This window comes from Flaviramulus sp. BrNp1-15, from assembly GCF_022259695.1.
In the GTDB taxonomy this organism is placed as follows: Bacteria; Bacteroidota; Bacteroidia; order Flavobacteriales; family Flavobacteriaceae; genus BrNp1-15.
The window spans coordinates 3,293,118-3,316,745 of record NZ_CP092099.1 but is presented as its reverse complement, the minus strand read 5'-3'; the positions used below and the strand labels follow the sequence as shown (position 1 = coordinate 3,316,745).

The window sequence follows — 23,628 nt, the reverse complement described above, 5'->3', positions numbered from 1 at the left end:
ATAAACTAACTATTGCTAAAATGAAAATGTAACAATTTATAAAGATGCTCTTTTTTAAAGGGTTTAGAGAGGTAATTATTCATGCCACTTTCAAGAGCTTTGTCTATAGCTTCTGTTGTAACATTTGCTGAAAGACCAAAAATTATAACTTCATTATTAATTTTTCTAATTTCTGTAGTAGTTTCCCAACCATCCATTTCTGGCATATGAATATCCATAAAAATAAGCTGATATGTTTTTTCTTTAAACTTTTCTAAAGCAATTTTCCCATTTAATGCCGTATCAGGTGTAATCCCAATATCTTCGAGGAATTTTTTAAGAACAATAATATTTAGATTATTGTCATCAACAACTAAAACATTAAGATCAGAAAAATTTATATTCTTTTTGTTACTAATAGTAATTTCTGTTTTTTGCTCTTTATCAAGTGGAAATAATACATGAAATTCAAACTTAGTACCTTTATTGGGAGAGCTTTTAACAGAAATTTCGCCACCCATCATATTAATAAATATCTTGCTAATTGTTAACCCAAGCCCACTACCTTCATATTGTTTTTTAATACTGTTTTCAACTTGTGTGAATCTTTCAAAAATGTTGTTTATTCTATCTTTAGGAATGCCTATTCCTGTGTCTTTAATTGAAATAGTTATTTTTAATTGATCTTCATTTATAATTTCTTCATTATATGTTAATGTTACACCACCAGAATTAGTGAATTTTAGCCCATTTTTAACAATATTATTTACAACCTGCATTAATTTGCTTTCATCACCAATAACATTTTTGCTATGTGTGTTATTAAATTTTCCTTTTAGAAACAGGTTCTTTTTTATAAATATAAATTGATTTATTTCTATCAATTCCTTTATTTTTTCAAAAGGATTGAAATGTACTTCGGTTAGTTCAATTTTTCCAGATTCAATTTTTTCAATATCTAAAATATCGTTAACTATGCCTAGTAAGTTACTTGACGATTTGCCCATTAAGTCTAGATATTCTTTATCCGTTTTATTGAGCTTGCTGCTTTTTAAAAGTTCAATAAATCCTAATATAGCATGAAGAGGTGTTCTTATTTCATGACTCATATTCGATAGGAATTCTGTTTTAGCAGACGATGCCTTTTCAGCTTTATTTCGTTCTTTATTTAATTTTTCATTGGTTTTTAAAAGCTTAAAGTTTGATTCTAATGCAAAATAGGTTCCTTGTTTTGCTCTTAAATAAAAGTAAATTAACAAACTGGTTAAAAAACATAAAACCAATCCTACAATAAGTGCAATGTTGGAAATAGTTCTACCTTGAGATAAAAGTAATTTGTTACTAGCAGAAACATTTAACTGCCATTTTTGATTATCTAGAGCATCTACTAAAATACTATCTTTAAAAATATAATCACGTTTAGCTTTTAATTTTATGTTTTTATTTAAATCGTAAAAAAGAGTATTGTTGTGATCCCAAAGTTCTATTGAGTATTGATTTTCTAAACTGGATGCAAACTTGTTGAAATTGTTTTTAAAATCCATTCCACCGGTAATAGTACCTTGAAAATTGTTTTGGAAGTAAACAGGAATATCTACTAAAAAAGCATAGCCACCTTGAGTTAATTTAGCCCATGGTGTAACATTTAGTGTGCTGTCTTTGCTATGGTTTATCCATTCTTCTTTACGATATTCAACCTTAGATATGTCTAAATTTACAGCGTTTTCATTACCTCTTAAAGGCGTTATTTTTCTTATAATCATTGTGCTATCAATCCATTCTAAAAATTTAAAAGATTGATTTTGCTCTATTAGCATACTAGCGTCTTTTTCCCAATGTTCTAAGTATGCTCCGTCTGTGAACTCAATTCTATTTTTTAGATTTTGTAATCGAGCAATATCTGCTTTAATTATATTTTTAAACTCTTTAGAAATAAGATTCCCTGCTTGATGAGTATCTTCTTCAAGCAATTTATAGTATGTGTTTAAAGCTATGAGCCAAATAGTAAAAACTATTAGAACCGTAACTATAAAAGAGGTTACAGGAAGTAAAACAATTTTTTTACTGTGGTTGTTAAACATTGCATATTAGTTTGGGGCTAATGTGAGAGCAGTTTCTAACCCATTTTTTTAATTATAAAATCATGATTATAAGGTTGATGTAGTTAAGAATGATTTTATGTTAATATTTTAATTTCATTTTAAAAAAGATTGACAAATAAACCATCATCTGTTTTTTCAACTTTAGCAAGATTGTTTTTAGTCAATTCTTTTATGGTTTTATCCCATTTTTTATTTGATAAACCTGATTGTGATTTCAAATTAACTAACTCTAATTTTTCAGCTTTTTTAAGTATTTCAAATACTGCTTTGGCATCATCACTTATAGCTAAGGGCTTTTTTTCTGGTCGCATTTGTGGAAAGAATAAAACCTCTTGTATACTTTGGTTATTAGTTAAAAACATAATCAATCTATCCATACCAATTCCCATACCAGATGTTGGAGGCATACCATACTCTAAAGCACGTAAAAAGTCATAGTCTATAAATTCGGTAGCTTCATCATCACCTTTGGCAGCTAGTTTTAATTGATGCTCAAAACGTTCGCGTTGATCAATTGGGTCGTTAAGCTCAGAATAGGCATTTGCAATTTCTTTACCACAAACCATAAGTTCAAAACGTTCTGTTAATTCTGGATTATCGCGATGCTCTTTACATAACGGACTCATCTCTTTTGGGTAATCTGTTATAAAAGTAGGTTGTATATAGTTGCCTTCACATTTTTCGCCAAAAATCTCATCAATAAGTTTGCCTTTCCCCATGGTGTCATCCACTTCAACCCCTAAATCTTTTGCGGCTTGTCTTATTTCATCTTCAGTTTTTCCAGTAATATCAAAACCAGTAAAATGTTTTATAGAATCTGCCATTGTTACTCTAGCATAAGGCGCTTTAAAATCTATGTCGTGATCTCCAAACTTAGCTTTGGTTGTTCCGTTTACAGCAATGGCACAATGTTCAAGTAAGCTTTCACAAAAAGACATCATCCAGTTGTAATCTTTGTAAGCTACATAAATTTCCATAGCTGTAAATTCTGGATTATGAGTTCTATCCATGCCTTCATTTCTAAAGTTTTTAGAAAACTCATAAACACCATCAAAACCACCAACAATTAATCGTTTTAAATATAACTCATTGGCAATTCTCATATACAACGGAATATCTAAAGCATTGTGATGCGTAATGAATGGGCGTGCTGCAGCACCACCAGGAATAGGTTGTAAAACTGGTGTTTCAACCTCAAAATATCCAGCGTTATTAAAAAACGAACGCATTGCATTAAACAACTTAGTTCGTTTAACGAACACTTCTTTTACATGTGGGTTTACAACTAAATCTGCATAACGCTGTCTGTATCGTTGCTCTGGATCTGTAAAAGCATCATGTACATTACCTTCAGCATCTGTTCTTGGTAAAGGCAAAGGTTTTAAAGCTTTACTAAGTAGGGTGAAATCTTTTACTCTAACACTTTTTTCACCAACTTTAGTGGTAAATAAAGTGCCTTCAACACCAATAAAATCACCTATGTCCAGTAATTTTTTATAAACTTCGTTGTATTTGCTTTTATCATCACCAGCACAAATTTCGTCTCTATTAAAGTAAACTTGTATGCGTCCTTCGGCATCTTGTAATTCTGCAAAACTTGCATTTCCTTGAATTCGTCTAGACATTAAACGACCGGCAATAATCACTTTATTACCTTCGTTAAAATCCTGTTTTATGGATTTAGATGTGTCTTTAACTGGATATAAATCTGCTGGATATGGATTAATACCCAAATCACGTAGTTTTGCTAATTTTTCTCTTCTTACTATTTCTTGTTCAGAAAGCTGCATGAATATTTTTTTTTAGAACTGCAAAATTAAACTATTTGAAAAAACTGAAAAGCTTCTTTTGAAATATTCTTGTTAATTACCATATAATACTATTCTATGGTATGATTTTAATCATAGAAAAAAAGGAAATTTATCCTTTATTTTATTCAATTTAAAAAAATAAGTCTAAAATTTTCTTTTGATTTTAATGACTTATAGTAATCCTTAATACCAATAGCAATATGAAACATTTTATTCTCAGTGCAATGGCACTAATATTAGTTAATTTTAATACAGCAGGACAGGATTTATCTCCATATATTAGGGTTGGCGAATCGACAAAATCTATTCAAGAAGTTACTAAAGAAGTCATTCAAACATTAAAAGATAATTCATTTACAGTATTAGGAGCTTATAATCCTTCTAATAAAAGTTCATTAACAGTTGTAGCATTTACAAGAACCGATTTAAAAAACACAGTAGTTAAAGTAAAAGATAGAGGCGCTTTGGCGGCAGCTATGAAGATTGGTTTAGTTCAAAAAAATGGAAAAATTACTATATCTTATACTAATCCAGATTATATACTAAGAGCATATTTACCTATAAATTATAATACATATAAAAGTGTATTTGAAAAGTTTAGCGCAGATTTAAAAACAACTTTCGCACCTTTGGGTAATGAGTTTATACCTTTTGGTGGAACTGTAAAAGCAGATAAACTGGCTAAATATCATTATAAAATAATGATGCCTTATTTTACAGATCCTGTTGAGTTAAAAGAATTTGAATCGTTTGAAGAAGGTATAGAAACTATTACCAAAAACCTAGAAGCTAAAAAAGGAAATACTGTTAAGGTGTATAGAATAGTTTATAAAAACGAAAAAGTTGCGGTATTTGGGGTTGGTTTACTTAATAAAGAAGAGGGTGAACCACACTTTTTACCAAAAATAGGAGAAGATCATGTTGCTGCTTTACCTTATGAAATTATTTTGCAAGGAAACCAAGCAACTATGTTACATGGTAAATATAGAATAGCACTGCATTGGCCAAATTTAACAATGGGCACCTTTATGAAGATAATGAGCACACCGGGAGATATAGAAGATGCTCTTGAGAGTTTATGTGAATAATAGAATTAATTTCCAGATTAGAATTTGTTTGACGCTGTAACATTCTTAGTGTTATGGCGTCAAACAGTTAATCATCAATTAAAATAAATCAAAGCATGAGTTTCTGGAGAGTTTTACTTTCAATTATATGTCCACCTTTAGCAGTTTTAGATAAAGGTTGTGGCTCCATTTTTATTGTCTTTTTATTATGGCTTTGTGGCTGGGTACCCGGAGTTATTGCAGCATTAGTTATACTTAATAACCCAGATAGATAAAACATAAAAATATCGTAATTTTGCAGACTATGAATAAAGCAATACAACTGCAAGATTTAGGTTTAAAAGACTATAAACAAACTTGGGATTACCAAGAAGAATTATTTAAGGGTATTGTAGATACTAAAATTAAGAACAGGCGAGAAGAAGCAGGTTTAAAAACCAAAAATTATTTCTTGTTTGTAGAGCATCCGCACGTGTATACTTTAGGCAAAAGTGGCGATTTATCTAATTTGCTTTTAAATGAAGAACAACTAACTGAAAAAGGAGCGACTTTTTATAAAATAAACCGAGGTGGAGATATTACATATCACGGCCCTGGGCAAATTGTAGGTTATCCTATTCTAGATTTAGAAAACTTTTTTACCGATATACATAAATATCTGCGTTTATTAGAAGAAATGATTATCCTAACACTTGCAGAATATGGCTTAAAAGCCGAAAGAAGCCCAGGAGAAACAGGAGTTTGGTTAGATGTTGGTACACCATTTGCGCGTAAAATTTGCGCTATGGGTGTGCGTGCAAGCCGTTGGGTAACTATGCATGGTTTTGCATTAAATGTAAATGCCAATTTGGGTTATTTTGATAATATTATTCCCTGTGGTATTCGTGGTAAAGCTGTAACCTCTTTAAATGTAGAATTGGCACAAAAAACTGTTGATGAAGCTGAAGTAAAAGAAAAATTACTGAAGCATTTTTCTAATCTTTTTGAGGCTGAGATTTTTTAGGTTCGTTTAACGTCTCGGCTATGAGTAGTTGCGTTGTATAGCACTTAACTTTGCAAGTACACACCAAACTGAAAATCCGCGAGGATTTTCAGAAGTAGGCGAGAACTAGCAATTACTTATAGCCATTGTTGGCTGCTGGCTTTTTTCAATTTATTTTCTTAAAAATCATTGGCATAGTTTCTACGTCGATTGCATTCATATCAACTAATTTCAATGATTTTACCATTTTTAAGGTTGTCGTTTTGTAATGTTTGAAATGTGGTGTTTCTAAATGTGATTCGTATGCCTTTTTATCTGCGTAAATTTCCAAAATTCTAATTTCCGTTGGGTTTTCTTTATGGTACATTGGGTAAATTGAAATAACGCCATCTTCTAATTCTACCGAAGCTTTTGATTCTTCTTTTAATATTGATAAATACTCATCGACATATTCTGGTAATATTTCGATTTCTGATATTCTAATCATCATTTTGTCTGAATTGTGAGAAGTTTGTGAATTCTTTTCGCTATCACACGAATTGAGCAGAAAAATTGACATTAAAATCCAAATTTTTTTATAAGAACGCATAATAAATTATTTCTTTAATTTTTCAAGTATGAAAGGTTCTCCTGGTGCTAAAAGAACAATGCGTTCTGGATTGACCACTAATTTTTTTAAAACCTCTGGGTCTGCATTAAATGGCGGAAAGTCAGGTGCATCTACAGAACCCCAATGATTTAGCAAAAGTTTAGAATTAGGATAAGTATTTGCTAATTTTACTGCTCCTTCTAATGTGAAATGCCATTCGCTGTCCGACCAATCGAATAAGATAGCATCAGGTTCTTGCATCTTTAATTGTTCTGGCATCAATCGAGAATCTCCAGTCGCCCAGATTGTTCCATCTGAAGTCTCAATCCAAAATCCGCAGGAATCTTCATCTTTAAAAATTCTATCGCTCGTTCCGGGATAAGCATTTTGCCAAGAATGGTCAACTGGAAGTACCTTAACCTTGATATCTCCAATTGTAAAAGATTCTCCAATAGTGTGTCCAATTGAATTAAACCCTTCATTTTTCATAAGTGAATCTACATAAATTGTAGAGTGAAATTCATTGGTTACTTTCTTTAGCTTTCGATTAGTGGGAATGCTATAGTGGTCATTATCACTATGCGTAACTAATATAGCATCAAGATTGGGAACATTTTCGGCTTTGATAGGAAAATCTATCATAACGGGCATATCGAAGTCCCCCAAAAGAGGGTCAATCATTAATGTTGTTCCGTGACTATTAATGAAGAAGCCTCCCATTCCGAGCCATCTTAAGGTTGTCTTGTCGGATTCGCCAAATGCTTCCTTTCCAAAAGGTTGAGTAGGTGGCGCTTTCGCTTGGTATTTTTTCTCTGTACTGGCTTTAGTTTCATCAGTTTTTTTGTTTTTCTCGGATTTACAAGAAAACATTAATACTATCAGTACAGTTATTAAAGAGATTTTTTTCATCGTATATTTCATTTTTTTCAGCTTGCAGCCAATGCGATGATATGACGTCGTTCTTTAATGACTTATATCAATCGTTAAACGAAGTTAGACGAAATTTTTTACAAAGTCAAGTTAATTCAATACTTCTCAGGGACAAAAGTTTGGTAATTCATTGGCGGGCGTACATAGCCTTTATAGTCTGGCAACTCCGGAAGTTCAACAGGCTTTATATCCATTTTTTCATATGGAATTTTGCTTAAAACATGGCTTATACAATTTAAACGCGCTCTTTTTTTATTATCAGAGTTTACCACATACCAAGGCACTTGTTTGGTGTCGGTATGAGCAAACATATTGTCTTTGGCTTTAGAGTATTCTAACCACCTTGACCGCGATTCTAAGTCCATTGGGCTAAATTTCCAACGTTTTAAAGGATTGCTTATACGGTTTTTAAAACGCTTTTCTTGTTCTTCATCACTTACCGAAAACCAGTATTTTAAAACAATAATTCCAGATCTAACTAACATACGCTCAAATTCTGGACATGAGCGTAAAAATTCATTATACTCATCATCGGTACAAAAGCCCATTACTTTTTCTACTCCAGCTCTGTTATACCAACTTCTATCAAAAAGTACAATTTCGCCGGCAGCAGGTAAGTGATGCACATAACGTTGAAAATACCATTGTGTTTTTTCTTTTTCAGTAGGAACACCTAATGCTACAACTTTACATACTCTTGGGTTTAAAGGTTCTGTGAAGCGTTTAATTGTTCCGCCTTTTCCAGAGGCATCTCGCCCCTCAAAAACAATAACCACTTTTAAACCTTGTTTCTTTACCCATTCTTGTAAGTGAACTAACTCTGTGTGAAGTTTTGCTAATTCTGCGTCGTAGTTAAATCCGTTGTCTTTTGACATACTTTATTTCTTGTTTTCTAGAGTTCACAATTTAATGAAAATAATAAAAAAACCAGCGTTTTATTACAAGGTTTAATTAATTCTCAGCATTAAAAAATACTTTGTAATAATGCATTTTCTTTTCATCATCATAACCACGTTCTAAATATTCTGCAGATGCATCAGGAGCATCAATATCTAGTTTTATTTGTATGTTGGTGTCTAGTTTTATATCGGTTTTAATTTTTTTCTTTTCCTTGTTTACAACAGCTTCTGCAACATCAAACTGATTTCTAAGCACTAAATTCTGTTCACCTTCAAATTCCTTTTTGTAATTTTCAAACTCTCTAATTTGTTTCTCGTCTTCAAAAAGTTCTTCCTTAAAACGCTCAACATTTACAACTTCATTTTCCTTAAAAAAGTCTATAGTTTTTGCTAAAAAGGTATTTTGCTCTTGTGCACCGTAACTGGTTTTTAAAACTTCGGTAGAAAAGTCTTTACAAAGTTCTATGTACTGCTGTGTGTGGTTGTTGGCATCATCGGCATATTTAATATTTAAAAAATGATTAATCCAATATTGTGCATCGTAGTTATTATTGTCTACACTTAAAATAATATTGCCTTCACCATCACTTTGGTTTAAAATTAAGCAGCCTTTATCTACTTTTTTAGAGTTAATACCTTTTTGTACTAACACATCGTAATTGTTGTTTTCTAAATAGGTTTGAAAGAAATTTACTTTATTTTCAATTTTAAAAATACCGATTGCATTAGTTGTCATATCTCTAAATTCAATACCTTCAAACATAACCACTAATACATCACCTGTTTTTATATTTGCTGAATTAGATTGTTCGTATAAATGTGTAACTATATGTTTAGATATTTCTATAAAGCCATCTTCATCATTAAAAAGTTGACTGGAATAACTATTTATTTCATTTAAAGAAATATTAGCATGATGATTAAAACGATAGCTTTGTACAACACTACCAAAAGGTCTTAACAAAAAAGGTAACATTAAATCGTAACTGGCTTCGTCAAAATCTACTAGTTTTTCTGAAAAAGCATTTTTGGTATCATTAAACTTATTACCAACTTTATGTATTATAAATTTTGAAATGGAGGCATTTTTGCGTGAAATCATGAAAATGTATTTAAGATTGCAATACTATTAAATTAAGTTTAAAAAATGATAAAAAAAGAACGCCAAAGCATTATACTTTGACGTTCCATAAGATTCGAGGACTTGCGACTTGGTTATCGTTATGTTTTTAGTTTGTGCTGAAACTTGTTAATTCAGAATAACCTGTTAATTTTCCATTTTTATTATAACTTTCACTTTTTACCATTCCAACACCTTCTGCAATCCATTCTTTAATTTTGTATTGCATTTTCATACCCATTTTCATCTCATTGTCATAGCTTAAAGCAAAACAATTAAAAGTTCCTGCAGGTGTAGAAATGGATTCTTTATTATCTACTTTTCTATTAATCATATCAATACTCATGTTCATTTTTATACCTCCCATATTTATCTCCATATTCATGTTGGCATCTTTTAGAGATTGCCCTACTTGTAAATCGTTAGGAAGCTCAATATTAGTGCCTGTTATATCCATTTCCATGTCTTTGTATTGTTTAAACATATCTGGATTTATCATTGATTTAAAATCAATAGAAATAGTATTGCCTTCACATTTTATTTGATAACTAGATGTGGTTATTTCTTTTTCTTTCGCATCATAAATTATTGTTTTTATCGTAGCAATATTATTGTCAACACTTGTAACTTCATAATGAACAACACCTTCTTTTTTACCTTTTTTATTGTAATTGGTAATTTCAAACTTAGTACCTTCTTTAAATGGGTAATAGCCTTTACATGCATCTTGACTTATTGATGAAAAGCTTGTGAAAAATATGCTTATTAAAAGTATGATTTTTGTTTTCATAGTTTATATTTTTATGAATTCTACACGCCTATTTTTAGCTTTTCCATCGGTTGAAGTATTATCTGCAACAGGATTGCTTTCTCCTTTTCCTTCAGTTTCTAATCTATTTTCAGATATGTTATATATGTTTACTAAAGCTTGCTTTACAGCATCAGCTCTAGATTTAGATAGTTTTAAGTTAGCATCGTCTGTTCCATCTGCATCAGTATGACCAATAATATTTAGTTTTATATTTTCATCCTGCATAAGCACTTGAGAAATTTGACGAATAATACCATAGGATTGTGGTTTAATATTTGCCGAACCCGAATCAAATAAAATGCCGTTGGTTGATACTTTTCCTTCTGATAATAGTTTGCGTCTTAAGTCAACACCACCTTCGGTAACTTTTAAGTTTGAAATATACAAGTGCTCTTCACCATCTTTAAAGTTGTTGATATGAAATTTAACATATTTTAAAACATTTAATTCTTGAATAAATCTTGGTATATCTACATATTTTGTTTGATTTATCCATAATCGATACCTGTTTTTGGTTACCGAAATAGAAATATGAGGCTGATTTAAAACCTCTTTTCTTATATCAGCTTTTATATCTGTATTAATATCACCAGTATTTCTATTAAAAAAATTTCTTGCTCTTAATGAAAATGCACCATATTGACCAACAGGAATAGATATATAAGCGTAATGTTGCGAACCTTCATCAAATTTATCATTGTCACTCAATATCACGTTAAACCTAGCTGTAGATGAGGTTTGACCACCAAGACCTTTGGTAAGTATGTCAAATTCTATGGTATAATCTTCTGGAAGATTTTTTACATTAGGAATAAAATATACGCCGTAACCAGATTTTAATTCGAACCAATTACCAATATCTCCAATTTTAACCACTTCACCAGAAGCATTTGTATTCCATTTGCTTGGAAAATCGCCTATAAAATCTTGTGAAAAATCATCAAAAAACAGCAATTTATCACCTGGTACAAAGTCAAATTTACTATAGACCTCTAAATTGTCTGAAATATTTACAGGTTCGTTTGAAGCTTCTGTATCTGATTCATTTGAATCTGAATTTGAATCTGATTCTTCTGAATCATTAGATGGTTTATTGGATGCAGTATCATTCTCTTCATCTTTTTCTTCGCGTTCACGTTGTCCAAGAAGTAATTCTTTAGCAGTTTTTATACTGTAGTTTAATGCTTTTTTTGCACGATTAATTTGTAAAGTAGCTTTCCCTTGTTTTAAAACACTTGCACCATCTAAGTCGCCTAAAATATCTGGAGCACTTTCGCTTAAACCAGATAAGTCATCCAAAGCATCTTCTAAAACATCTATGTCTTCATCTTCAAGAGGTGTGCCTGCTGCGGCATAACCATCATATTTATATACTTTGTCATATAAATCAAATGACTCGTTTACAAAAGTATCAACACTAGAAATTCCAACTGAATTTTTAGGTCTTTTAATTTGTTTTGTTTGTGCTTGAATAGTTGATGTTAAAAATAAAGTAACCATCCAAAAAAGTAGGATGCTTAATGCATTTTTAGGAAATTTCATTTGTAAATATTTGATTAATAGCTGGATAAATATAAAGATTAGTTTTTTACAAACAAAAGGCTTCTGTTAAAATTACTAACAGAGTTATTAGCAATTAGTTTATTTGGTATAAAATTATAGAATTACTCTCACCTTTTGTTATAAATTCTAGCTTTCTGTCTCTGTCAATATTGTTTAATTCTATGGAAGAGTTCCCGTAAACAGGGAAGTTAGGAAGTAATTTTGATTGACTGTCAAAAAGGTAAATTTTGTGTGATTGCAAATCGGTTACAGACACATAAATTTTATCGTTCAGATAAAAGAGTTTACAGTTAGAATAGTCACCAAAATCTAACTCGGTTGTTTTACTTTTAATTAATAATTTATTTTCGCTTAGAGCCACGAGTGTTTTGCTGCTAGTTTCTAGAGTATGTTTTTCAGAAAGATTTATATTTTTTAAAGATACATTTCCTCTGGTATCAACAGAAATTAATTGTCCATCCAAACTAGTTGTTGTAAATGTGTTATTGTAAAGAAAAATAGGTTGATTTGAATAACTGTTTTGTGTTTTTGGAGTAACTCGGGTTTTACCAGTTCTATCCAATATGTAAAGTTTGTTTAAGGTTTTAATTGTAATGTAGTCTTTACTGCCAATTCTAAAATGTTTGGGTTGCGAAATTATTTTGCCGTTTGCAGATTTAAATGTAAACCCTTTTACAATATTTGCCTTTGCATTATACATTAAAACGTTTTTACCTTGAGTAACTAAAAGACGGTAATTTTTGTTTTTATCATAATCAAAAACAGATAATGGTTGTGTAATTTCGTCATTAAATCTAGCGGGAAACGGAGACACATCATTACCATTTCTGTCAATAACATAAACTCTTTTTGGAGTTGCAAAAGCGAGTTGAAGTCTTCCGTTCTTGTATATGTCAATTTGTTCAATTTTTCCTAGAACAGGACCTTGTAATTGTTTTTTCCAACGAATTTTCCCCTTGTTTGATATTAAATAAAGATTATTGTTTATATCCTGAACAACTATATCTTTCTCTTTTGTAATATGATTTGTTACAAATTGGGGGTTGTTTAAAATATCTGTTTCAAGTTTTATATTAAGTTCTTCAGAAATTGAATTTGAAGTGGCTTTTACTTCATTCTTTTTTACAATAGCATTTACATGGGCAAAATTGTTATCGTAAATAAATTGAATGGCAGAAGTGTTGTAACCATTTAATTTATAATTGTAATCTTCTTTAGAGTTTTTATTTAAAATAGATTTTAAAGTAGAAGAATTTACTATTTGTATTAATGATGATGCATCACTTAGTTGTTCTTTAATATTTTGATAGTTACTATTGTTGCTTAAAGTTGTTTTGTTTTGGTAACTAGCAATAATGTTTTGAAGCATTTCTTTATCATTAGCAAAAACAAAAAAGTTGTCTAAAATACAATATGTGTTTGCGTTGTTAAATGATATTAAAGGTGTAAATGTTTTGGCAAACAAAATAGGGTTACTAAAATTATATATATCAACTTCTCGGTAAGTATCAATAACTGCTTGTTCACTTAAAAGAGCATCTGTTGTCGCAATAATATCTAAAGAATTTAAAACTATTGCTTGGTTTTCACTTTCATAAATTACACCAACTTCAATAACATCGTTAAAAAGAGAAGAAGAATTAACAAGGGAATCTCTCTGGTTAAATTTAGCTAAATTGGTTTCAAAAGTTTTAAAATCGTTAAAAGTAATACTCATAAATCCGTCGCTATTTGATGGCGTTATGCTTTGAGTTTGATTTTCTTGTGGTATAGTATTTTTAAAAATATTAATTAAACTTTTTGATGAATCATTAGCTTTTGTAATACCATTTATAAGTAAACTGTTTTGAGAAATATCTACATCTGCAGCTAAGTAATTTGCGAATTTTTTTGTGAATAACGAATCTTCAATAAAAAAAGATTTAATAAAACCATTGTTAAGTTTCAAAATAGCAGAACAGGTTTTGTTGTCGTTAAGTGTATTGTATGCTTTATTCAATTTTGCATCTACATTTGGTTTATTAAAAACGACATCAACAACTTCTTTTGAAGAGGAAGCAAAAAATGTACTATCAATTAGTGTACTGTAAAATGTATTGTTGTTTATTGTAGATTTTTTAATTGTATTGTGCTTAGAATTTATGGTTTCTTCAATATAATTAGGCAAAGAATCAGTTTCAAATAAGCTTTCATTGTTTTTAGAGATTAGTGAATATTGAATACTATCATTCAAATCTTTTGAAAAGCAGATTAAAATTTCATCTGTAGGATTTAAATAAGATAGAATTTCAAGTTTATTCTCTATGGTTTTAAAGGAGTTGGCTTTTAAAATACTTTGTAAAAAATCATTATTATTAATGCTGCTTTTTAAGTCTTCAATATTTGTAGATTTTATAATTACTGAAGTGTTTTCAGGAACAAAATCAATTAGTTTAACACGTTTAGTTTTTGTGTTGTTACAACAAAAAAATAGAAAAGTTATAAGTGCTAAACAATAAAATCTCATGAATGGAATGAATTATTTACAAACCTAGTATTTTTTTGAGTCATTAAAAACTTATAAGTTTAACTTTAATTGTTCTGGTAATAACCTAAACGATTTTCTATGGTATTTTGTTATACCATATTTTTTTATGGCTTCTCTATGCTCTTTAGTAGGATAACCTTTGTTTTTTTTCCAGTTGTACATAGGGAATTCTTCGTGAATTTGATTCATATAAATGTCTCTATGCGTTTTTGCAAGAATAGAAGCAGCAGCAATACTTAAATATTTTCCATCACCTTTAATAATAGTTTCAAAAGGGATGTTATTGAAAGGTTTAAACTTATTACCATCAACAATAATAAATTCAGGGTTTTGTATTAATTTTTCAATTGATTTATGCATAGCTAAAATAGACGCATTAAGTATATTTATACTATCTATTTCTTCTTGAAATACATGAGCAACACCAAAGTTTAAAGCTTGTTCCTCAATAATTGGTTTTAAAATATCTCTTTTCTTTTCGCTTAGTTGTTTAGAGTCGTTTAATATAGAATTCTTAAAATCTTCAGGAAGTATTACAGCAGCAGCGGTTACAGGTCCTGCAAGACAGCCACGTCCGGCTTCATCGGTACCACATTCAATATTAAAACTAGAGTGTTTTTCTAAAAGCATGAAGCTAAAATATTGATAAACTCATAATTGTTATCTATTCAAAAGATATTTATTTCCATTTTTATTTGTTGGGGGTTCTTTATTTAAAATAATTACTAGCACTTTACGTTCAAATAATTACTTTTGCTACGGAAATTTATATCTATGAATAAATTAGTTTTTGTTTTACTTTTTGTACTGCTATGTAATGGTTTGAATGCTCAAATAAGAAAACCAGGTAGAAGAGTTAATGATAGTATTAATACTTCTTTTGTGCAAGATACACTAGCACGAAAATCAATTGCAAACACAAAAGAGAAAAGTCCAAAAGCTAAAATAGAAGACTATTTAATTATTTCACATAAAAATGATACTACATACGTAGACACTACTTTAACCATTCAAAAAGATTATAAATTCAATTATTTAAGAAAAGACGATTTTGAGTTAATTCCATTTTCAAATTTAGGTCAGACTTACAATAGTTTAGCTTATAATTTTGAAAACACTAGCTTAATGCCAGAGTTTGGTGCGCGTGCGAGACACTTTAATTATATGGAAATTGAAGATATAAATTATTACCGTGTGCCAACACCGTTAACAGAATTGTTTTTTAAAACAGCTTTCGAACAAGGGCAACTTGCCGATTCTTTTTTTACAGTAAATACTTCATCACAATTCAATTTCTCTATAGCTTATAAAGGGTTGCGTTCATTAGGAAAATATCAAAATATATTAACCAGTACAGGTAATTTTAGGTTTACATCAAATTATAGAACTAAAAATAACAGGTACAATGTTAGAGGACATATTGTAATGCAAGATTTGTTAAATGAGGAAAACGGTGGACTTCAAGACGGTAGTGTAAACAATTTTGAAAGTGGAGATGAAGAATTTTTAGACCGTTCTATTCTGGAAGTGAATTTTGAAAATGCTGAAAGTATGTTACGCGGAAAGCGATTTCATCTGGAGCACAACTATAAAATCATCAGAGAAAAAGACTCGTTGTCTAAAAACAAGTTAAGTATAGGTCATATTATTTCTTTTGAAGATAAATACTTTCAGTTCGATCAATCAGCATCAACAACAAGTTTTTTCGGCGAAGCTTTTAATTCTAGAAATTTACAAGAAAGAGCAACTATCGAGAATTTTTATAATCAACTCCAATTAAATTACAGTAACAATATAATTGGCGATTTACAATTTAACATAAGTAACAATAATTATAATTATGGTTACGATAAATTGGTAGTATTAAATGGTAGTACAATAACGAACAGATTAAAAGGCGATGTGTTTTCTGCGGGAGGTAAGTATCAAAAGCAATACAAAGGTTTTAATTTACAAGGCGAATTAGGTATAAATGTTTCAGGAGATTTTGAAGGCAACTTCATAAAAGCACAAGCATCATTCAAATTAAATGAAGATATTGCGGCGTCGGCATCACTAAACCATAGTTCTAAAGCACCAAATTATAATACATTATTATACCAAAGCAATTATTTAAGTTATAACTGGCAAAATAATTTCACTAACATAGAAACTCAACAGCTGGCATTTCAATTAAAATACAAAAAGCTAGCAAAGGTTACTGTAGATTATTCCACCATTAATGATTATGTATATTTTAAGGAAGAAGATTCAGATCCAGAAGGAACAATAACACCACAAGTAAAACCATTTCAAAACAATAATTCAATTACCTACTTGCGAGCAAAACTAGAAAACGAAATTACAGTAGGTAAGTTTGCGCTAAACAACACTATACTATATCAAAATGTGCAAGACGATAATAATGTTCTCAATGTTCCAGAATTAACAACCCGAAATACATTATATTTCTCTAGCCACTTATTTAAAAAAGCACTCTATCTGCAAACCGGAGTTACACTTAAATACTTTACTAAGTATTATATGAACGATTATAGTCCGCTATTAGCAGAATTTTATGTGCAAAACGAAAGAGAGTTTGGAGATTTCCCGTTAGTAGACTTCTTTATTAATGCAAAAATCCGTCAAACACGTATCTATCTAAAAGCAGAACATTTTAATTCAGCCTTCACAGGATACGATTTTTACTCAGCACCTAATTACCCTTATCGCGACTTTACTGTACGCTTTGGTTTGGTTTGGAACTTCTTTTTATAAAAGTGTAACTACTATTATGGCGTTTCCCTTCTGGGTCGTGCTATTCATTATATCTTTCTGCGAAGCAGTCCCGAACTTGTTTCGGGATCTCGTTGTTTAATTACTATTGTTTTTAAAATACAAATTCTGATATTAAAAGCTTCGAAAAAAGGATGTCATTGCTATCCCTAACGCGAAGCATAGGAATAAAAAGTTGTACCATATATATTAAAGATAGAGTATTGAATCAATCAGCACGGAGTTTTATTAGAGCTAAAAGCAAAAGGAATATAAAGAGGTTTATTAATAAAGCAAAAGATTCAAAAAAAATTTGTGTTATAAATAACAGGTAATAAGAGTGTTAAAGGGGGTGAAAAAAAAAGGCAAAAAAAAGATTAAAAAAGTTTGTGCAGAAAGGAAAAAGGGTTGTATGTTTGCAGCCGCTAAAACGGGTAGTAGTTTGTTAGGCGACGTTCATAAAACTTATTTAATAGAAAGGGAAAAGATTAGGTGTTATCATCAGTTAAACTTTTAAAGGTAAGATTTTTTGCAATGGCAAAGGTCTAAAAAATAAGGGTTTAAAATTTTTTTCAAAAAAAGATTAAAAAAGTATTGTGGGTAAGAAAAAAGGGTTTTATATTTGCACCCGCTTAACGAGGAAACGAGATAAGAAAAGAAGAAACAAGTTCATAAACATATTGAATTGACAGCGTAAGAAATTAATTGGAAACGATTAATTTCAACAAAGAGAATAGACCATTTTGAGTACTAGAGATTCTGATTAGTTGTTAAAGTTGTTGCCATGTCTTATAGATATTAGTAACACATACAAATTAACGATGAAGAGTTTGATCCTGGCTCAGGATGAACGCTAGCGGCAGGCCTAACACATGCAAGTCGAGGGGTAACAGAGAGAAGCTTGCTTCTTTGCTGACGACCGGCGCACGGGTGCGTAACGCGTATACAATCTACCTTTTGCTGAGGGATAGCCCAGAGAAATTTGGATTAATACCTCATAGTATATCGCTCTCTCATGAGGATGATATTAAAGGTAACGGCAGAAGATGAGTATGCGTCCTATTAGCTAGATGGTGTGGTAACGGCACACCATGGCAACGATAGGTAGGGGCCCTGAGAGGGGGATCCCCACACTGGTACTGAGACACGGACCAGACTCCTACGGGAGGCAGCAGTGAGGAATATTGGACAATGGAGGCAACTCTGATCCAGCCATGCCGCGTGCAGGAAGACTGCCCTATGGGTTGTAAACTGCTTTTATACAGGAAGAAACACTCCCTCGCGCAGGGAGCTTGACGGTACTGTAAGAATAAGGATCGGCTAACTCCGTGCCAGCAGCCGCGGTAATACGGAGGATCCAAGCGTTATCCGGAATCATTGGGTTTAAAGGGTCCGTAGGTGGATAATTAAGTCAGAGGTGAAAGTCTGCAGCTCAACTGTAGAATTGCCTTTGATACTGGTTATCTTGAATTATTATGAAGTAGTTAGAATATGTAGTGTAGCGGTGAAATGCATAGATATTACATAGAATACCAATTGCGAAGGCAGATTACTAATAATATATTGACACTGATGGACGAAAGCGTAGGTAGCGAACGGGATTAGATACCCCGGTAGTCTACGCCGTAAACGATGGATACTAGCTGTTCGACTTCGGTTGAGTGGCTAAGCGAAAGTGATAAGTATCCCACCTGGGGAGTACGTTCGCAAGAATGAAACTCAAAGGAATTGACGGGGGCCCGCACAAGCGGTGGAGCATGTGGTTTAATTCGATGATACGCGAGGAACCTTACCAGGGCTTAAATGTAGAGTGACAGGTCTAGAGATAGATTTTTCTTCGGACACTTTACAAGGTGCTGCATGGTTGTCGTCAGCTCGTGCCGTGAGGTGTCAGGTTAAGTCCTATAACGAGCGCAACCCCTGTTGTTAGTTGCCAGCATGTAAAGATGGGAACTCTAACAAGACTGCCAGTGCAAACTGTGAGGAAGGTGGGGATGACGTCAAATCATCACGGCCCTTACGTCCTGGGCTACACACGTGCTACAATGGTAGGGACAGAGAGCAGCCACTGGGTGACCAGGAGCGAATCTATAAACCCTATCACAGTTCGGATCGGAGTCTGCAACTCGACTCCGTGAAGCTGGAATCGCTAGTAATCGCATATCAGCCATGATGCGGTGAATACGTTCCCGGGCCTTGTACACACCGCCCGTCAAGCCATGGAAGCTGGGAGTGCCTGAAGTCCGTCACCGTAAGGAGCGGCCTAGGGTAAAATCGGTAACTAGGGCTAAGTCGTAACAAGGTAGCCGTACCGGAAGGTGCGGCTGGAACACCTCCTTTCTAGAGAAAGACGACTAAAAAGTATCATAAAACTATTACAAGAAATAGTTTATTCTCTATTAGCTGTTAATTTAAAAATAAAGTCACCAGAAAACGGTGCTCAGTGATTAATATTGCTGAAAACTGAAAACTGACGACTATAAACAGTCTCATAGCTCAGCTGGTTAGAGCGCTACACTGATAATGTAGAGGTCGGCAGTTCGAGTCTGCCTGAGACTACAAGCTAAGCTTGATTTAATGATTAAATCACTTAGACGTTCATTACAAATTGAAAAGGAAATTTTAGAAGTAGAGCAACCCGAGTTAACGTTGCAGAATTTAGTTACTGTTAACTGTTAACTGAAGACTGTTCACTAAAAAAACGGGGGATTAGCTCAGCTGGCTAGAGCGCCTGCCTTGCACGCAGGAGGTCATCGGTTCGACTCCGATATTCTCCACGATTCAGTAAAGAGTCACGGTTTCACAGTTTACAGTTTTGACTGTTAACTTAATACTGCGACTGCCAACTGAAAAAAGTTCATTGACATATTGAAAAAAGATACATGAAAATACGATTAGATTAATCTAATCTATTAATAATAATTTAGGATTAATTATACTCACAACGAGCGATGTATAATTAATCATATTATAGTGCCTATTTATAGGTGTTATAATAAACTCATTAAAAAAGCAAAAAGTACAATAAGCTAAATAAGGGCGTATGGGGAATGCCTAGGCTCTCAGAGGCGAAGAAGGACGTGATAAGCTGCGAAAAGCTGCGGGGATCGGCACACACGATTTGATCCGCAGATATCCGAATGGGGCAACCCACTATATTGAAGATATAGTATCCGCAAGGAGGCGAACCCGGAGAACTGAAACATCTAAGTACCCGGAGGAGAAGAAAACAAAAGTGATTCCGTTAGTAGTGGCGAGCGAACGCGGATTAGCCCAAACCAGTATTGTTACGGCAATACTGGGGTTGTAGGACCACAATATTCGAAGCATAATGAATTAGAACCCTTTGGAAAGAGGGGCCATAGACGGTGATAGCCCGGTATAAGTAAAGCATGTGGAGATAGTGGTATCCTGAGTAGTGCGGGGCACGTGAAACCCTGTATGAAACAGTCGGGACCATCCGATAAGGCTAAATACTCCTGAGAGACCGATAGTGAACTAGTACCGTGAGGGAAAGGTGAAAAGAACCCTGAATAAGGGAGTGAAATAGAACCTGAAACCATACGCTTACAAGCGGTCGGAGCAGACTTGATCTGTGACGGCGTGCCTTTTGCATAATGAGCCTACGAGTTACCGTTGCTAGCAAGGTTAAGTACTTAAGGTACGGATCCGTAGCGAAAGCGAGTCTGAATAGGGCGCTTAGTTAGTAGTGGTAGACGCGAAACCGTGTGATCTACCCATGGGCAGGTTGAAGCTGTAGTAACATACAGTGGAGGACCGAACCGGTTGACGTTGAAAAGTCTTCGGATGACCTGTGGGTAGGGGTGAAAGGCCAATCAAACTCGGAAATAGCTCGTACTCCCCGAAATGCATTTAGGTGCAGCGTTGCAACATAGTTTTATAGAGGTAGAGCTACTGATTGGATGCGGGGGCTTCACCGCCTACCAATTCCTGACAAACTCCGAATGCTATAAAATGTTTTGCAGCAGTGAGGGCATGGGTGCTAAGGTCCATGTCCGAGAGGGAAAGAACCCAGACCATCAGCTAAGGTCCCCAAATGTATGTTAAGTTGAAATAACGCGGTTGAACTGCTTTGACAGCTAGGATGTTGGCTTGGAAGCAGCCATTCATTTAAAGAGTGCGTAACAGCTCACTAGTCGAGCGGTTCGGCATGGATAATAATCGGGCATAAACATACTACCGAAGCTATGGACAAGAAATTGTGGTAGGGGAGCATTGTAGTGTCGTCGAAGGTGTACTGTGAGGTATGCTGGAGAAGCTACAAAAGAAAATGTAGGCATAAGTAACGATAATGCGGGCGAGAAACCCGCACTCCGAAAGACTAAGGTTTCCTCAGCTATGCTAATCAGCTGAGGGTTAGTCGGGACCTAACGCGAACCCGAAAGGGGTAGTGGATGGACAACAGGTTAATATTCCTGTACCTGCTCACGCTAAAAGTGACGGAGGCGTATATTTGGTGCGTGCTGACGGAATAGCACGTTGAAGCCAGTGGTAACACGGCGATAGTACACTAAGACTTCGGTTGCGGTGATAATCCAGAGAAGCGACTTCCAAGAAAAGCGAGTGAAGCAGCCCGTACCCTAAACCGACACAGGTAGTTGGGATGAGAATTCTAAGGAGCTCGAGAGATTCATGGCTAAGGAATTAGGCAAAATAGACTCGTAACTTCGGGAGAAGAGTCGCCACCCTTCGGGGTGGCCGCAGTGAAAAGGTCCAGGCGACTGTTTATCAAAAACACAGGGCTATGCTAAATCGAAAGATGATGTATATGGCCTGACACCTGCCCGGTGCTGGAAGGTTAAGTGGAGATGTTAGCTTCGGCAAAGCATTCAAATGAAGCCCCAGTAAACGGCGGCCGTAACTATAACGGTCCTAAGGTAGCGAAATTCCTTGTCGGGTAAGTTCCGACCTGCACGAATGGTGCAACGATCTGGACACTGTCTCAGCCATGAGCTCGGTGAAATTGTAGTATCGGTGAAGATGCCGATTACCCGCTGTGGGACGAAAAGACCCCGTGCACCTTTACTATAGCTTAGTATTGGTTTTGGATAAGTAATGTGTAGGATAGGTGGGAGACTTTGAAGTGGCGTCGCTAGGCGTTGTGGAGTCATTGTTGAAATACCACCCTTTGCTTATCTAGAGTCTAACCCTTTATTAAGGGGACAGTGCTTGGTGGGTAGTTTGACTGGGGTGGTCGCCTCCAAAAGAGTAACGGAGGCTTCTAAAGGTTCCCTCAGCACGCTTGGTAACCGTGCGTAGAGTGCAATGGCATAAGGGAGCTTGACTGAGAGACCTACAAGTCGATCAGGTTGGAAACAAGAGCATAGTGATCCGGTGGTTCCGCATGGAAGGGCCATCGCTCAAAGGATAAAAGGTACGCCGGGGATAACAGGCTGATCTCCCCCAAGAGCTCATATCGACGGGGGGTTTGGCACCTCGATGTCGGCTCGTCACATCCTGGGGCTGGAGAAGGTCCCAAGGGTTGGGCTGTTCGCCCATTAAAGTGGCACGCGAGCTGGGTTCAGAACGTCGTGAGACAGTTCGGTCTCTATCTACAGTGGGCGTTAGAAATTTGAGTGGATCTGACTCTAGTACGAGAGGACCGAGTTGGACTAACCTCTGGTGTATCAGTTGTTCCGCCAGGAGCATTGCTGAGTAGCTACGTTGGGAAGGGATAAGCGCTGAAAGCATATAAGCGCGAAACCCACCACAAGATGAGATTTCTTTAAAGGGTCGTGGAAGATGACCACGTTGATAGGCTATAGGTGTAAAGGCAGTAATGTCATAGCCGAGTAGTACTAATAACCCATAGGCTTATTGTACGCCTGTTTTTTTATAAGTTCAATACAATTATTAATAAGTTCATGTATAGCGACGATTATCGTCCTTTTTTCAATATGTTAAGATATTTGCAGCAAAAGCTGCAGTTAACAACTAAAAGTTAAAAACGAACAGTTTAAAGACTGTTAACTATAACTTATTAACTGTTAACTTAAAATTTAAGGTGGTTATAGCGATGGGGCTCACCTCTTACCATTCCGAACAGAGAAGTTAAGCCCATTAGCGCCGATGGTACTGCATTTGTGGGAGAGTAGGTCGTTGCCTTTTTTGAATCCTCAATCTAAAAATTAGATTGAGGATTTTTTTTTGCGATAAACTGAACTAAAAAACAATCTAATCCATCGACGCCGATGGTACTACATTAGGAGAGCGTAGAGACGTTGCTTTTTTTTTTAGTTAAGAAGTTTTTTGTTTAAACTCAAACCTGAATATTACTATTAGTGCTTGCGGGAGCGATAGAAGCGATATCCTTTTTATGAGTTAGGAGACTTTTTGTTTGAGATAAATAGATTAAACAGATTGCTTCGTCGCTTACTCTTCGCAATGAGGTAATAAAAAGATAAAGCGGATAGCACGGTTTTTTAAACCCGCCATAGAAATTATATAAATGTACTATAAAAACAAAAAATCCC

Annotated in this window: 14 protein-coding genes, 2 tRNA genes and 3 rRNA genes; 9 read left to right on the top strand and 10 right to left on the bottom strand. The window is 33.9% G+C overall.

Annotation, left to right across the window (positions count from 1 at the left end; genetic code table 11):
* Positions 1–5: 5 nt before the first annotated feature.
* Both MBM09_RS14735 and lysS read right to left on the bottom strand, forming a co-directional pair.
* Complete coding sequence (locus tag MBM09_RS14735) at positions 6–2,060, bottom strand: ATP-binding protein (protein ID WP_238674472.1); 2,055 nt, start codon at positions 2,058–2,060, stop codon at positions 6–8.
* Positions 2,061–2,179: 119 nt separating this feature from the next.
* The gene (lysS, locus tag MBM09_RS14730) at positions 2,180–3,871 is read right to left on the bottom strand and encodes a lysine--tRNA ligase (RefSeq protein WP_238674471.1); all 1,692 of its coding nucleotides are present in this window, start codon (positions 3,869–3,871) and stop codon (positions 2,180–2,182) included.
* Positions 3,872–4,116: 245 nt separating this feature from the next.
* On the opposite strand from lysS, the gene MBM09_RS14725 reads away from it, so the two are divergent.
* The 3 genes from MBM09_RS14725 to lipB all read left to right on the top strand — a co-directional run bounded on the left by MBM09_RS14725 (position 4,117) and on the right by lipB (position 5,962).
* Positions 4,117–4,980, top strand: a complete 864-nt coding sequence (locus tag MBM09_RS14725) for a hypothetical protein (RefSeq protein ID WP_238674470.1) — start codon at positions 4,117–4,119, stop codon at positions 4,978–4,980.
* A 95-nt stretch (positions 4,981–5,075) separates the two neighbouring features.
* Complete coding sequence (locus tag MBM09_RS14720) at positions 5,076–5,234, top strand: YqaE/Pmp3 family membrane protein (protein ID WP_147769937.1); 159 nt, start codon at positions 5,076–5,078, stop codon at positions 5,232–5,234.
* 29 nt (positions 5,235–5,263) lie between these two features.
* A complete protein-coding gene (lipB, locus tag MBM09_RS14715) occupies positions 5,264–5,962 on the top strand; it encodes a lipoyl(octanoyl) transferase LipB (protein ID WP_238674469.1) in 699 nt (232 codons plus the stop codon).
* 145 nt (positions 5,963–6,107) lie between these two features.
* On the opposite strand, the gene MBM09_RS14710 is transcribed toward lipB, so the two are convergent.
* The 8 genes from MBM09_RS14710 to MBM09_RS14675 form a co-directional block, all read right to left on the bottom strand.
* A complete protein-coding gene (locus tag MBM09_RS14710) occupies positions 6,108–6,500 on the bottom strand; it encodes a putative quinol monooxygenase (RefSeq protein ID WP_238674468.1) in 393 nt (130 codons plus the stop codon).
* 36 nt (positions 6,501–6,536) lie between these two features.
* Positions 6,537–7,400, bottom strand: a complete 864-nt coding sequence (locus MBM09_RS14705; protein ID WP_256444208.1) for an MBL fold metallo-hydrolase — start codon at positions 7,398–7,400, stop codon at positions 6,537–6,539.
* A 155-nt stretch (positions 7,401–7,555) separates the two neighbouring features.
* Positions 7,556–8,335 (bottom strand): polyphosphate kinase 2, encoded by a 780-nt coding sequence (gene ppk2 / locus MBM09_RS14700; protein ID WP_238674467.1) that lies wholly within the window; start codon positions 8,333–8,335, stop codon positions 7,556–7,558.
* Positions 8,336–8,411: 76 nt separating this feature from the next.
* Positions 8,412–9,461 (bottom strand): nucleoid-associated protein, encoded by a 1,050-nt coding sequence (locus tag MBM09_RS14695; RefSeq protein WP_238674466.1) that lies wholly within the window; start codon positions 9,459–9,461, stop codon positions 8,412–8,414.
* 127 nt (positions 9,462–9,588) lie between these two features.
* Complete coding sequence (locus MBM09_RS14690) at positions 9,589–10,269, bottom strand: hypothetical protein (RefSeq protein WP_238674465.1); 681 nt, start codon at positions 10,267–10,269, stop codon at positions 9,589–9,591.
* 3 nt (positions 10,270–10,272) lie between these two features.
* Positions 10,273–11,832 (bottom strand): OmpA family protein, encoded by a 1,560-nt coding sequence (locus MBM09_RS14685; RefSeq protein WP_238674464.1) that lies wholly within the window; start codon positions 11,830–11,832, stop codon positions 10,273–10,275.
* Positions 11,833–11,926: 94 nt separating this feature from the next.
* Positions 11,927–14,359 (bottom strand): DUF3352 domain-containing protein, encoded by a 2,433-nt coding sequence (locus tag MBM09_RS14680; RefSeq protein ID WP_238674463.1) that lies wholly within the window; start codon positions 14,357–14,359, stop codon positions 11,927–11,929.
* A 51-nt stretch (positions 14,360–14,410) separates the two neighbouring features.
* Positions 14,411–15,010: a ribonuclease HII gene (locus MBM09_RS14675; RefSeq protein WP_238674462.1), complete on the bottom strand. Its 600-nt coding sequence runs from the start codon at positions 15,008–15,010 to the stop codon at positions 14,411–14,413.
* A 144-nt stretch (positions 15,011–15,154) separates the two neighbouring features.
* Between MBM09_RS14675 and MBM09_RS14670 the strand changes: the two genes are divergently transcribed.
* From MBM09_RS14670 to rrf, 6 genes are all read left to right on the top strand, one after another.
* Positions 15,155–17,137 carry a putative porin gene (locus MBM09_RS14670; RefSeq protein ID WP_238674461.1) on the top strand — a complete coding sequence of 661 codons (1,983 nt, stop codon included), beginning with the start codon at positions 15,155–15,157 and terminating at the stop codon, positions 17,135–17,137.
* An 815-nt stretch (positions 17,138–17,952) separates the two neighbouring features.
* Positions 17,953–19,474 (top strand): 16S ribosomal RNA (locus tag MBM09_RS14665).
* Positions 19,475–19,619: 145 nt separating this feature from the next.
* Positions 19,620–19,693 (top strand) — tRNA-Ile (locus MBM09_RS14660).
* 144 nt (positions 19,694–19,837) lie between these two features.
* Positions 19,838–19,911: transfer RNA gene (locus MBM09_RS14655), tRNA-Ala, on the top strand.
* A gap of 245 nt (positions 19,912–20,156) precedes the next feature.
* A 23S ribosomal RNA gene (locus MBM09_RS14650) occupies positions 20,157–22,977 on the top strand.
* A 178-nt stretch (positions 22,978–23,155) separates the two neighbouring features.
* Positions 23,156–23,263, top strand: a 5S ribosomal RNA gene (rrf, locus tag MBM09_RS14645).
* Together the 16S, 23S and 5S rRNA genes with 2 tRNA genes alongside form the textbook arrangement of a ribosomal RNA operon.
* Positions 23,264–23,628 lie beyond the last annotated feature (365 nt).